This window comes from Pantoea sp. SGAir0215 (assembly GCF_043543215.1).
This window is the reverse complement of the sequence record NZ_CP028031.1, coordinates 2,768,493-2,781,677: the sequence shown is the minus strand read 5'-3', so window position 1 is coordinate 2,781,677 and position 13,185 is coordinate 2,768,493. Positions and strand designations below refer to the sequence as shown.

Annotated in this window: 13 protein-coding genes; 11 read left to right on the top strand and 2 right to left on the bottom strand. The window is 58.4% G+C overall.

All coding sequences use genetic code 11. The features are described 5' to 3' along the window. Positions 1 to 21: 21 nt before the first annotated feature. The gene (locus tag C1N64_RS13025; protein WP_006119169.1) at positions 22 to 936 is read right to left on the bottom strand and encodes a LysR substrate-binding domain-containing protein; all 915 of its coding nucleotides are present in this window, start codon (positions 934 to 936) and stop codon (positions 22 to 24) included. Between the two features lie 93 nt (positions 937 to 1,029). On the opposite strand from C1N64_RS13025, the gene C1N64_RS13020 reads away from it, so the two are divergent. The 5 genes from C1N64_RS13020 (at position 1,030) to C1N64_RS13000 (ending at position 6,219) form a co-directional block, all read left to right on the top strand. Further along, positions 1,030 to 2,160, top strand: coding sequence for an alanine racemase (locus tag C1N64_RS13020; protein WP_367144017.1), 1,131 nt, complete (start codon positions 1,030 to 1,032; stop codon positions 2,158 to 2,160). 33 nt (positions 2,161 to 2,193) lie between these two features. Further along, a complete protein-coding gene (locus C1N64_RS13015; RefSeq protein WP_367143018.1) occupies positions 2,194 to 3,666 on the top strand; it encodes an aldehyde dehydrogenase family protein in 1,473 nt (490 codons plus the stop codon). Between the two features lie 23 nt (positions 3,667 to 3,689). After that, positions 3,690 to 5,021, top strand: a complete 1,332-nt coding sequence (locus tag C1N64_RS13010) for an NAD(P)/FAD-dependent oxidoreductase (RefSeq protein WP_367143019.1) — start codon at positions 3,690 to 3,692, stop codon at positions 5,019 to 5,021. Between the two features lie 9 nt (positions 5,022 to 5,030). After that, on the top strand, positions 5,031 to 5,420 hold the full coding sequence (locus tag C1N64_RS13005; RefSeq protein WP_367143020.1) for a RidA family protein: 390 nt from the start codon (positions 5,031 to 5,033) through the stop codon (positions 5,418 to 5,420). Between the two features lie 79 nt (positions 5,421 to 5,499). After that, complete coding sequence (locus tag C1N64_RS13000; protein ID WP_394514863.1) at positions 5,500 to 6,219, top strand: hypothetical protein; 720 nt, start codon at positions 5,500 to 5,502, stop codon at positions 6,217 to 6,219. Between the two features lie 122 nt (positions 6,220 to 6,341). Here C1N64_RS13000 and C1N64_RS12995 read toward each other — a convergent pair whose 3' ends face one another. Further along, complete coding sequence (locus C1N64_RS12995) at positions 6,342 to 7,385, bottom strand: GntR family transcriptional regulator (RefSeq protein ID WP_039340319.1); 1,044 nt, start codon at positions 7,383 to 7,385, stop codon at positions 6,342 to 6,344. A gap of 284 nt (positions 7,386 to 7,669) precedes the next feature. Here C1N64_RS12995 and C1N64_RS12990 point away from each other — a divergent pair, with 284 nt between their 5' ends. The 6 genes from C1N64_RS12990 to C1N64_RS12965 are packed head-to-tail and all read left to right on the top strand — an operon-like array spanning position 7,670 to position 13,177. Continuing rightward, positions 7,670 to 9,046: an amidase family protein gene (locus tag C1N64_RS12990; RefSeq protein WP_394514862.1), complete on the top strand. Its 1,377-nt coding sequence runs from the start codon at positions 7,670 to 7,672 to the stop codon at positions 9,044 to 9,046. Between the two features lie 19 nt (positions 9,047 to 9,065). Beyond that, positions 9,066 to 9,941, top strand: a complete 876-nt coding sequence (locus tag C1N64_RS12985) for a polysaccharide deacetylase family protein (protein ID WP_033741691.1) — start codon at positions 9,066 to 9,068, stop codon at positions 9,939 to 9,941. A gap of 29 nt (positions 9,942 to 9,970) precedes the next feature. Then, positions 9,971 to 11,341 (top strand): MFS transporter, encoded by a 1,371-nt coding sequence (locus C1N64_RS12980; protein ID WP_054633750.1) that lies wholly within the window; start codon positions 9,971 to 9,973, stop codon positions 11,339 to 11,341. Positions 11,342 to 11,350: 9 nt separating this feature from the next. Continuing rightward, positions 11,351 to 12,124, top strand: a complete 774-nt coding sequence (locus C1N64_RS12975; protein ID WP_394514861.1) for an SDR family NAD(P)-dependent oxidoreductase — start codon at positions 11,351 to 11,353, stop codon at positions 12,122 to 12,124. Between the two features lie 9 nt (positions 12,125 to 12,133). Further along, the gene (locus C1N64_RS12970; protein WP_033741687.1) at positions 12,134 to 12,880 is read left to right on the top strand and encodes an SDR family NAD(P)-dependent oxidoreductase; all 747 of its coding nucleotides are present in this window, start codon (positions 12,134 to 12,136) and stop codon (positions 12,878 to 12,880) included. Between the two features lie 12 nt (positions 12,881 to 12,892). Continuing rightward, positions 12,893 to 13,177, top strand: a complete 285-nt coding sequence (locus tag C1N64_RS12965; RefSeq protein ID WP_006119159.1) for a hypothetical protein — start codon at positions 12,893 to 12,895, stop codon at positions 13,175 to 13,177. The last annotated feature ends 8 nt before the right edge of the window (positions 13,178 to 13,185 follow it).

Here is a 13,185-nt window from a genome sequence, read left to right as displayed (position 1 = left end):
CCCCCCAACAAGACCTGTGGCTTACTGTTCGTTCTGCATCCACGGCGGCGCGCTAAAGGTGGTTTTCAGTAACGTGATAAAGCCCTGAGTACGGGGCAGGCGTTTGATTTCTGGCATGCTGGTCAGCGCGGCAATGTCGGCGGGCGGCAGCATAAATTCAGGCAGGAGTGGGACCAGTCGCCCCTGTTTAATTTCACTGCTGATGTCCCAGATCGAGCGCACCATAATCCCTTTGCCTTGCAGCGCCCAGCGTTTAATCACCCGACCATCGTTACTTGCCAGACGGGGCGTAATTTTGACGGTGACCGGGTCATGCTGATGCGCAAACACCCAACGAGTCACGTCCTCAGCATTTTCACGGATAACCAGACAGTGGTGCTGCGTGAGTTCAGCGGGATGCGTGGGCACACCGTGGCGCTGCAGATAATCCGGCGAAGCGCACAGCACGCGGCGGTTAGGTGCAATTCGGGTGCTGTACAACGACGAGTCCCGCAGGTTGCCAATATAGATCGCCACGTCCCATTTATCGGCCTGCATCCAGTTCGGGTTATCTGAAAGCATCAGATCCACGCTGAGATCGGGATGCTGGTCAACATAATCGGAGAGCAAGGGCGCGATATATTCCGAGCCAAATCCCAGCGGAGCCAGTACCCGCAACGTGCCGCTTATCCGGTTTCGGGTCTGGTCAATCACATCCTGTAGCTGGTCCAGCTCATGCAAAATCAGCCGCGCGCGTGCTAATAACGCTTCACCTTCGTCGGTCAGAATGATCCGTTTTGCCGGACGCAAAATAAGCTTGATGCCCATTTTTTGTTCAATGTGCTGCAGCCGCTGGGTCACGGACGGTGGTGTGATATCCAGATAGCGGGCGGCGGCGGCCAGGGTCGCGCTGGCGGAGATCACCTGAAAAAACCGCAGATCGTCACTGTTGATCATTAGGTTCAAACCTAATCATTAATTGGGTGTGTCTGCATTTTAAACTAACTGCATTGATGAGAGCATCCAGTAAACCCCTCAGGACAGACAATGATGCTTAACGATCCCTCACTGACAACGCCGTATCTGCTGCTGGACAAAGTGAAGTTCAGGCGGAATATCCGCAGGCTCTACGATCATATTGATAGCCTGCACTGTCAGATTCGCCCCCATCTGAAAACGCTACGCACGGTACAGTCGGCCCCCTGGCTACTGCGTGACCGGGCTTCACCGGCCACGGTGTCCACACTGGCTGAAGCCGAGGCGTTTGCTGCCGCAGGTTACCGCAATATCCTTTATGCCGTGGGGATTGCGCCGGACAAGCTGCCGCGCATCGCGGCCTGTCTTCGTCAGGGTGCCCAGGTGCATCTTCTGCTCGACAGTCTGACACAGGCGCAGGCCGTATCTGCATACGGGCAGCAGCATCAGGTGGCCTTTAGCGTGTTTATCGAGATTGACTGCGACGGTCATCGGGGCGGCATAAAACCGGACGACAGCGCCCTGACCGACATTGGCGCGTATTTGCAGCAGAACGGAATGCATGTCGAAGGGGTGTTAACTCACGCAGGGGAATCGTATCACTGCCGTACGCAGGACGAGATTGCACAGGCGGCACGGGCGGAGTGCCAGGCCGCCATCAAAGCGGCTAAGCGCCTTCGCGCGGCTGGCGTGACCTGTCCGGTGGTGAGCGTGGGATCGACGCCCACGGCCCATGCCGTAAGGGATTTAGACGGGGTAACGGAAGTGCGCGCCGGGGTGTTTTCCACTTTCGATCTGTTTATGACCAACCTCGGCGTCTGCACCGCCGACGATATCGCGCTTTCTGTTGTCACCACGGTAATTGGCCACAACGCTGAAAAAGGCTGGCTGTTTGTCGATGCAGGCTGGATGGCGATGTCGCGCGACCGTGGCACCGCCTCGCAAAAAACCGACTATGGCTACGGCCTGGTATGTGACAGCGAAGGGCGATCCACCGGACTCCTGCTGTCGACCACCAATCAGGAACACGGCATTATCGCCATTCCGCCCGACAGCGGTCACCAGGTCACGGATTTCTCGCTCGGGAAACGGCTGCGGATTTTGCCCAATCACGCCTGCGCCACTGCCGGGATGCACACCCGGTATCAGGTGATGGACAGCCAGAGCGGGGAACACGAAGTCTGGCATCGCGTCACCGGCTGGTGATGTCCCGATCCTTTCTTTTTTTAAGAGGCACGTATGACTGATTTCAATCCCGATGACGTTCACCTGTCCAGCGGACACTTTATCGACGGACAATTTGTATCCGCCAGCGGTCAGGCTATGGGCATTAAACGGCCTTCTGACGGTCAGCATTATGCAGAGATCCATGAGGCGGACGCCCGTACCGTCGACGATGCCGTGACCGTGGCCGAAGCACGGCGCATCAGCAGCGGCTGGTCGGGTTGTTCGCCACGAGAACGGGGTGCAGCCCTCTCGCGCTGGGCAGACTTAATCGAAAAAGACAGTGAATACCTGGCGCAGCTGGAAGCCGTCGGATCGACCCGACCCGTCACCGATGCACGCAATATCGAAGTGCCCTTTACCGCGGCGGCCCTGCGTTTTTATGCCGAATGCGCGGACAAATACAGCGGTGACGTGTTTCCAACGCAGCACAGTAGCCTGGGCATGCTGGTGCCTGAGCCCTATGGGGTGATCGGCGCAATCACGCCGTGGAATTTTCCCCTGTCGATGGCTTCCTGGAAATGCGGCCCGGCTCTGGCGGCAGGTAACGCGGTGGTGCTGAAGCCGTCTGAACTGACGCCGTTTTCAACGGCCCGTCTGGCCGAACTGGCGGTGCAGGCGGGGATCCCATCCGGTGTGCTGAATGTGATCCAGGGCAGCGGCAAGGTCACCGGTAATGCGCTGGTAACGCATCCGCTGGTGCGCAAGGTCTCCTTTACCGGCTCCACTGCCACCGGTGCGGCGATTATGAGCCAGGCGGCCCTGCACGGCACTAAACCGGTCACGCTGGAGCTGGGCGGCAAAAGCCCGCAGCTGGTCTTTGATGACGCCGGCGACGCCGACGAGATTGCCGAGCGCCTCTTTCTGGGATTCACAGTGAATGCCGGTCAGGCCTGCGTGTCCGGAACACGTTTGATTATTCAGAAAGGCATTGCTGAACGTGTTACAGAAAAGCTGATTGCACGCTGTCAGAAACCCGTGCCCGGCATGACCTGGCACGCGTCAACACGGTATTGTCCGCTGATTGACGCACGCCAGGGTGAAAAAGTGGCCACGATTATTGCGCAGTCCGTCGCTCAGGGGGCGCGGGTGCTGGTGGGTGGAAAACGCTACGACAATACGAAAGAAGGCTGGTTCTGGCAGCCCACACTGCTGGAGAACGTCGGCCCGAATAACGTGGCGTTGCACGAAGAGATTTTTGGACCGGTGCTGACCATTCAGACCTTTACCGATGAGGAAGAAGCCCTGGCGCTGGCGCAGCATGCGGTCTTTGGCCTGTGCGCGGGCGTCCACACGTTGAACATGCCACGGGCGATGCGCTTAATGCGCGCGCTGGACAGCGGAACGGTGTGGGTTAACCGCTATCGCCGCACCTGGGATTTCATTATCCCTACCGGCGGTTTTCAGGGATCCGGCTTTGGTAAAGATCTGGGCCGCCAGGCCTTTGAAGCCTGTCAGCGCTATAAAAGTGTATTAATCGATTTTTAATCTTTCGCTGGAGTGCAGATATTATGCCCGCACCGCTCAGGCTGGTTCAGGACAGTACGCATTTTCCCGACTCGGTGGATGTAGTGATTATTGGGGCAGGCATTGTCGGCGCGGCAACCTGCTGGGCGCTCACCCAAAAAGGCTATCGGGTGGCGGTGATCGAAAAGGGCCTGGTCGGGGCTGAACAGTCAAGCCGTAACTGGGGCTGGTGCCGCCAGCTTAACCGGGATGAACGGGAGATCCCGCTGATCCTGCATGCGCTGCAACGCTGGCATGAGCTGAGCAAGGAAATCGGCATGGACGTGGGGTTCCGCGCCTCCGGGCTGGTCTATGCAACGTGCACGGAAAAGGACATCCGCAACTGGGATAACTGGGGGAAAATGGCGAAGCAGTACGGCATTCGTAGCCAGATTCTCAATGCCGCAGAGGCAAAAGCCATGACGCCCGGCAGCCGCACAGCGTGGAAAGGCGGCGTGCATTCACCCGATGACGGTTATGCCGATCCCGCGCTTGCCGCGCCAGGCCTGATGGAGGCAGCGGTGAAAAAGGGCGCCTTTCTGTTTCAGCGCTGTGCGGTGCGCGGGCTGGATATTTCGGCAGGTCAGGTGAGCGGGGTGATCACGGAAAGAGGTCTGATTAAAACCTCGCGCGTGGTCTGCGCCGCAGGTGCCTGGACATCGCTGTTTTGTCGCCGGCACGGCATCGATTTACCTGCGGGTAATGTCATCGGCAGTGCGTTTCGTACTTATCCCGTCGAACAGGTGATTACCCGGCCTTTCTATACGGATGCGTTTGCCTGTCGGCCACGATCGGACGGCGGTTATACCATCGCACTGTCCGGCACGGGTCGTCTTGAGCCCGGCATTCAGGGGCTGAAATATGCCCGTCAGTTCTTCCCGTTATACAAAGCACGTCGGCTCAATCTGGAAACCAAAATCCGCCTGACCTCCTTTCTACAGGGACCGGAGTCGCTGGCGCGCTGGTCAATGGAGCGCCCGTCCCCCTTTGAAAAAATCCGCATTCTGGACCCGACGGTGTCGGACGGCGTGGTGGAAAAGGGGCTGATGGCCATCGGCCGTGAGTATCCTGCGCTGGCCGGGCTGCGAGTCACGCAGGCCTGGGGCGGCGTCATCGACTGTATGCCTGACGATATACCGGTCATCTCCACCGTGCCACAGCTTCCCGGTCTGGTTCTGTCGGCGGGCTACAGTGGGCATGGCTTTGGCATCGGTCCCGGTGCCGGCCGCCTGACGGCCGATCTGGTGACCGGTGATGATCCCATCGTGGACCCCACGGCGTTCCGTTACAGCCGTTTCCGCGATGGCAGCGCCCTGAAACAACCCGGCATGATGTAAGGAGAAAATATGCTTCAGCGATTGCAGGCGCGAGATATCAATGACCAGCCGCATCCCGGTCATTACTCCCACTATTGTCTGGGGGCAGGAATGATGTTTATTTCGGGTCTGTTACCGGCCACGCCCGCAGGGGAGATGCTCAGCGCCGCGCCCTTTGCCGATCAGGTCCTGCAGGTCTTTGCCAGTCTGGATACCTGCCTGCTCCAGGAGAATCTTACCCGATCACAACTGGTGATGGTCAGAGTCTATCTGGCTGACATCGCATTATGGGATGATTTTAATGCGCTTTACGCGCAGTGGCTGGGGAGCTGGAAACCCGCCCGCGCTGTGGTGCCGGTTTCCGGACTGCATTATGGTGTCCTGTTAGAGATTGAAGCGACGGCGGTGCAGACGCGTTGAACGGCGCGCTTTGCCCGCGGCGCGTCGCCGTAAGGGATGGTAAAATGCGCATATGCTCGTCAGGAGAAGGCCGCCAGGCATGAAGCTCACCGCTGAATTCTTCAGGATACAACTCTGTTTCGCGGCCTGGGTGGCGTCAGGCACAGGCATGCCGCTGGCCAACGCGATTATGGATTACACCAACATTTTTATTCGTCTGGGGTGCGGGCGGCGGTTCGATCCTCAGCTTCCCGCCTGGTCAGACTATATTCGCGGCCTGCGGCACAACCCCGATAAAGATGCTGAGTATACGCTGGCTGTCTGGCAATCCCGGCCGCCTGTTGCCCCACCCGATGTGGTGGGGCGTTCGGGCTGTTTCTCATTCAGTCTGGAAACGGATCGGTCCGCACGCATTCATTTTGAGCCCACTGACGGAACGGTTTCGCCCCTGTGTGACAGCGAGGTCGCCGCGCGTCAGCACGAATTGTGCGGTTTACTGGCGCAGATAGTGACTCTCACGCCCGCGGTAAAAACCCTTCGTGGGCTGTCGTGGCTCTACCATCATCACCGCTATCGGCGGCTGTTTCCGCCCGCGTACCTGCGTTCGGCCATGCCGGTCACAGACCGCTACCGTAATATGCCGCTCTGGGGACAGTTTTTGCGCTGGGACGGTAGCCTCAGAGCAGAACGTGCGTCGCACTTGTATCAGCATATTCAGGGCGAGTTTCATCCTTCCCGCCTGGCGACCGGTTTTCCGCTTCAGCCGCTGGCGGTCAGCGCACCGGTGACTGTTTTTCAAGCGTTTTACGCGCGTCGGTAAAGAGGCTGAGTCAGCATGTCCGACATGACGCTTTCAGCGCTGAAGAGGGAACCGGTGACGGGCTAGTGTAACAGGAGGAGAAGACGTCGCTTTTTACGTGACAGCGTCACCTTTATAAGCGACTAGCGCCGTGCCATAAAATCCGGAAAGGCCGGAACAGGCAGTACAGATAACACTTTCAGCCGCTGCAACGTGCGAACCTGCGCGCGCTCCAGATGATCCTTCATGCAGGCGGCCGCCAGTTCCCAGTTCCGTTTCAGCAAAAATTCATAGACCAGGCAGTGTTCATCCAGCATGGCACTGTCGACAGGGATACGCAGCAGGTCATAGAAAATGCGCGTGACGATAAAGGGCGACTGGTGCTGTCGCAGTATCTGCATCATCAGCTTGTTACCGGCAGGCTCCAGGCAGCGAATGTGCAGATCTTCTTCCAGGGTTTCCAGTTCAATGGCCGTTAACTGCTTACCCTGCGATTTTTTCGCGTTATCCAGCCGCGACTTCAGCCAGTCGACGTCCAGCCGTTCGCCTGCTTTACGCAGTGCTGCGGGTTCAAGATTGGCCCGGATTTCAAAATGGTCGCCCAGCTCGCGCGCCGTTAACGGACCGGTAAGCCACTGGGAATAGGGTTCTTTTTCCACCAGGCCTTTATCACGCAGGCGCATTAAGCTCTCACGAATCACGCCCCGGCTGGTGGTGTAATAGTGTGCCGCGTCCTGCTCATCCACCTGATAGCAACCAAAGATCATCGCGGTCGACAGCACACCCTGGAGGTGCTCCAGCACTTTTTCACCCGTACTGCGGGTGTCGACCAGTTCCTCATGATGCGCCAGCCCCAACAGTTCGCGCGTCAGGGCAATGCGCACGGGTTCGACATCCTCATCGTCGCGGGCCACGATAAAGCCCCGGCCTTCAAAGCGGGCAATCCAGCCTTCTTCATGCAGCATACTTAACGCCCGCCTGACCGGTACGCGGCTGGTGCCAAACAGCTGTGCTAACGGACCTTCCAGCAACACCAGGCCTTTAGGAACAGCATTTTGCTGCAGCACGTTAAGTAGCACCTGGCGGATGATTTCATAACGCGCAGAACCGGCGTCATCCATGTCTGCTCCATTCATTATGTTTCGCATTGTCTTTTTCCGCTCCCATCCTGCCCGCCAGATTATCACATCTGAGGAAATAACGACGGCTGCCCACGCACAGCACTGCGTTAGTGCACAGCGCTCTAAAATGGATCATAAATAAATTAGTACATTTAATACAAAGACAGGATTTTACTCAGCCTGCACAAATGTCCGTCACCACTCCCAATTTAAGCTTTTGTTATTGCTGATTTAAATTATTTAATGATCGATAAGATCACAAATATGTAACTTAACAGTCCTTTTCCTGGCATCGTTATTGCTATCTTCGAATGTACATTAAATTGCAATATACATTTAAAGGTAAGCGTGTGCAGCCAGAAACCGTCCGTCAGTTATACATTCAGGGTCAGATCGATGCGCTGGGAATCAGTGCGCTTTATGCACAGCACCGCCTTTCACCCCTGGCGTTTACTGAGGCCTGCCTGACCGCCGCAGAAAATATACCTTCGGTGTTTATTTCGCTCACCCCGGCGCGCGCCCGTGAAGAGGCCGAAGCCTCTATGCAGCGCTGGCGGCAGGGCCAGCCGTTGAGTCCACTGGATGGAATTCCGGTGGCCTGGAAAGACCTGTTCGACCTTCAGGACTGCCAGACCACCGCCGGTTCGGCCACCCGGCAACACGTTTCGCCCGCCCGACAGGATGCACCCGTCGTTGCCCGGTGCGCGGCGGCGGGCATGGTCACGATCGGCAAAACCAATCTCAGCGAATTTGCGTTTTCCGGACTCGGCCTGAATCCCGCGTTTGGTACACCGGTTATCCGGTCATCAGCGGGCAGCCTGCACGCGCCGGGCGGATCGTCCAGCGGGGCAGGCAGGACAGTCGCGGAAGGCCTGGCCTGTATCGCGTTTGGCACCGATACCGGCGGATCCATTCGTATTCCGGCCGCATTCAGCGGCATTACGGGCTACCGCGCCAGCCGTGGCCGTTATGCCATGGACGCCGTTTTTCCGCTGGCCCGCTCGCTGGATACCCTCGGCCCGTTATGCCGCAGCGTCCGGGATGCTATCGCTCTTGATGACATCCTGTGCGGTCCGGGTACCACCGCCTTTCCTGAACCCCGTTTCCGGGTTGACGACGCGCTCCTCATGACATGCCAGCCCGCCGTTCGCGATAACGGCCTGAGAATGCTGGATCGCCTCGACGCGGCCGGCTTTGCCATTGACCGCCAGCCGCTTACCGCGTTTACGCAGGCGCTTGACTGGATCGCTGAAAAAGGCTGGCCGGGTGGGCGCGAAGCCTGGTTGCTGCATCGCCTCTTATTAGCCTCACCTGACGCAGAACGCATGGATGCCAGAGTGCGCGAACGTCTGCTTGCCGCCAGCGAGCAGGACCCGGCCGTGCTCGATACCTTTCTGACCCAACGTCAGCAGTGGCAACAGGCCCTGGCGGCGGAGCTGGCGGGCGCAATACTGATCACCCCCACGGTGGCCCATACCGCACCGGAACTCGGTCCGCTGATGCAGGACAGCGCGCTGTTCGCCCAGACCAACGTGGCCACGCTGCGCCTGACCATGCCGGGCAGCCTGCTGGATATGCCGGGCATCGCCCTGCCGAGCGGTACCGATGACCGTGGGTTGCATACCAGTCTGCTTTTCTCTCTACCGGCTGGCGAAGATCGCCGGCTTCTTCACGCTGCCAGCCGACTGGCAGGTCTTTTTACCGCAGACGATTCGGTCTGCGCTTAACGCTTCAGAGGAAGAAAAGATGGCGAAAGAAATCTTATGTGCATTTGGTGTGGATGTGGATGCTGTTGCCGGCTGGCTTGGCTCTTACGGCGGGGAAGATTCCCCTGACGATATCTCACGCGGGCTGTTCGCCGGAGAAGTGGGCGCACCGCGTTTGCTGAAAATGTTTGCTGAACATAATCTGCGCACCACCTGGTTTATCCCCGGTCACTCAATCGAAACCTTCCCGGCGCAGATGAAAGCGGTGGTTGACGCCGGCCACGAGATTGGCGTGCATGGCTACAGCCATGAAAACCCGATTGCCATGACGCCCGCGCAGGAAGAGGCGGTGCTGGATCGCAGTATTGAACTGGTGACGCAGCTTGCAGGTAAACGTCCAACCGGTTACGTCGCGCCCTGGTGGGAATTCAGCAATGTGACCAATGAGCTGCTGCTGAAAAAAGGCATCAAATACGATCACAGCCTGATGCACAACGACTTTCATCCTTACTACGTTCGCGTAGGCGACAGCTGGACCAAAATTGACTACAGCCAGCATCCGGACACCTGGATGAAGCCGCTGATGCGCGGCGAAGAGACCGACCTGGTAGAGATCCCCGCTAACTGGTATCTGGATGATCTGCCACCCATGATGTTTATCAAGAAGTCACCGAACAGCCACGGTTTTGTCAATCCGCGCCATCTGGAGGAGATCTGGCGCGATCAGTTCGACTGGGTATATCGCGAAAACGACTATGCCGTCTTTACCATGACGATTCATCCCGACGTATCAGGCCGTCCGCAGGTGCTGCTGATGCTGGAGCGCCTGATTAAGTACATCCAGAGTCACCAGGGCGTGCGTTTCGTCACTTTCGACGAAATTGCCGACGACTTCTTAGCACGCCAACCGCGTTAAGCCTTTTTCTCTTGCAGAGTGATCACGACATGAGCATCTACAAAAAAAAATCCGTTAACGGCTGGCAGCCCCAGCAGTTAACCACCAGGGATGTCAAATTCGCTACATGGATCGCCTTCTTCGCCTGGATCTTCGCCGTCTATGACTTCATCCTTTTCGGCACCTTGCTGCCGGAGATCGGCGGTCATTTTGGCTGGAGCGAAGTCGAACAGTCTGAAATTGCTACCTGGGTCGCGTTTGGTGGGGCAGTGATCGCTCTGGCCATTGGCCCGCTGGTGGATCGCCTGGGACGGCGCATGGGCATCGTTATTACCGTGGGAGGCGCGGCCCTGTGTTCGCTGCTGACCGCAATAGGGGGATTATGGGGTAAGGGCGCATTGACCGCCATTCGCTCCGTTGCCGGTCTGGGTTATGCAGAGCAAACGGTTAACGCCACCTATTTATCAGAACTCTATACTGCGCTGGACGATCCCAAACTCAACAAACGGAAGGGATTTGTCTACAGCCTGGTGCAGGGCGGATGGCCGGTCGGTGCGCTGGTGGCCTCGGCGCTGACCGCGATTCTGCTGCCGATTATCGGCTGGCAGGGCAGCTTTATCTTCGCAGCCTTTCCGTCGCTGGTGATCGCGCTACTGGCGCTGAAGCTGAAAGAAACGCCTCAGTTTGAAGTGCAGAAGAAAATCAAAACGCTGCGGGAGCAGGGTAAAGAGAAAGATGCACGCCAGGTCGCAGCCGACTATCAGGTTCCGTATGAAGATCAGCCGAAGTCAGGTTTTGCCTCGGCATTTCGCGGCACGGCGTTGCGCTCAACCTTGGTACTGGGTGTTGCCATTTTGCTGAACTGGTTCGCCATTCAGATCTTCAGCGTGCTGGGCACCACGGTAATTACCAAAACCCACGCGGTCTCGTTCAATAACTCTTTATTGATCCTGATTCTGTCTAACCTGGTGGGCTATTGCGGCTATCTGGCACACGGCTGGCTCGGTGACCGCATCGGTCGTCGCAACACCATCGCGGCCGGCTGGATGCTGGGCGGTATCGCCTTTGCCGCGATGCTGTTCTGCCCGGACAACTTTGCCATCATCGTGGCCCTGTACAGCGTCGGTCTGTTTTTCCTGATTGGCCCGTATGCGGCCGCACTGTTCTTTATCAGTGAAAGTTTCCCGACCGCCATTCGTGCTACTGCGGGCGCATTAATTATGGCGATGGGGCCGGTGGGCGCAATTGTGGCCGGTGTCGGCACCACCTCAGTGCTGAGTCAGGGTGGACACTGGCAGGAGGCGGCACTGTGGTTTGGTGCGGTTCCGTGCTTTGTCTCGGGCATCATTATTCTGTTCGCCCGGCCGGTCACGCAACTGAATACGCACATCGCCGCCGCCTCCACTCAACCTCAGGCCTAAGGAAACCCTATGCAGAATGCAAACACAGCCCCGGTTGCCGCGATCAGCGGAGCCGCAAGTGGGATTGGACTGGCGCTGGCAACGCTGTATGCCCAGAGAGGCGTGCGGGTGATAGCGGGCTATTATCCGCAGGATCCCCACGATCCGGCCGTCGCGGCCGCGCAGATTGAAGCGGCGGGCGGTGACGCGCTCTGGCTACCGCTTAACGTCGGATCCACCGACTCGGTGGACGCGTTTATTGCGCAAGGCGTACAGCACTTTGGACGGCTTGACGCGGTCGTCGCCAATGCGGGCATTCTGCGTCGGGCAGAGATTGAGGAGATGAGCGACGCACGCTGGGATGAGATGCTCAATGTCGATCTGACCGGCGTGATGCGCCTGTTCCGTGCCGCTGCCGCCCACCTTCAGTCGGGGGCCAGCCTGGTTGCGGTGTCGTCGATTGCGGGCGGTGTATATGGCTGGCAGGCGCATGCGCACTATGCCGCCGCGAAGGCGGCGGTGCCCGGCATTTGCCGCTCGCTGGCCGTCGAACTCGCGCCGCGCGGGGTGCGATGTAATGCCATCATCCCCGGGCTGATTGAAACGCCGCAGTCGCTGGATAAGGATAATTCGCTTGGCCCGGAAGGGCTGGCGAAGGCGGAGAAGGCGATTCCGCTGGGCCGCGTCGGACGCGCCGAGGAAGTGGCGAAGGTCATCGCGTTTCTCACCAGCGACGAGAGCAGTTACCTCACCGGACAGAGTCTGATTGTCGACGGTGGACTCACCGTTCGCTGGCCGGATTAAGGAGAACCCATGCAACTCAGGATGAAACGCTGTGTAATCAGCGGCGCGGCCAGCGGCATCGGGGCGGCCATCGCAATGCTGTTCGCCCGCGAAGGTGCCCATCTGATACTCACTGACCGCGACAGCACAAAGCTCAAGACTGTGGTTGATCACTGTCGCCAGTCTGGCGTGCCGTGTTTTGGCATTGTGGCCGATGTCGGCGAGGTGGAAGGTGCCACGGCGGGCGTGGATGCCTGCCTGGCGCAGTTCGACGGAATCGATATTCTGGTGAATAACGCCGGAATGCTGACCCAGGCGCGCTGTACAGATATCACGCTGCCCATGTGGGAAGAGATGATGGCTGTGGATTTACGCAGTGTCTTCCTGGCGACGCAACGGGCGTTGCCGTCCATGCTGGCGCAGCGCTGGGGCAGAGTGATCAACATCGCGTCGCAGCTCGGTATCAAAGGCGGTGCCGAACTCAGCCATTATGCGGCGGCCAAAGCCGGCGTATTAGGCTTTACCCGATCGCTGGGGCTGGAGGTGTCCGCAGATAATGTGCTGGTGAACGCCATCGCGCCCGGTCCGATTGAAACGCCGCTTATCGATGGCATCAATCAGGCATGGAAAACGGCCAAGGCAGCCGAACTGCCGCTGGGACGTTTTGGCCGGGCGGAAGAGGTCGCCCCGGTAGCGTTACTGCTGGCAAGTGAGCCCGGCGGTAACCTGTTTGTTGGCCAGACGCTTGGCCCTAATTCCGGCGATGTCATGCCCTGAGGAGAAGCCGATATGTGCGGCGTTTGTGGTTTACTGGACAGCGGTCCGCAATGGAGCGATGCGCTACAAAACGATCTGCCCCAGCGCCAGTTGCGGTTAAAGCAGCTGGCGCTGCTCAACCGAACGCTTAAACCCTGGCGGCTCACGCTGACTGAGTTTCATGCCAGTTGGGTGCTCTCCAGCCCAACCGGTCAGCAGGTGATGGTGAATTCACTGGACCTGTTGTGGAAAGAGGTCGAGAAGATCACCAAACGCCCGCTTGATCCACTGGATGAAGCCTGGCTGGCGGCGCTGTAAGGCATACA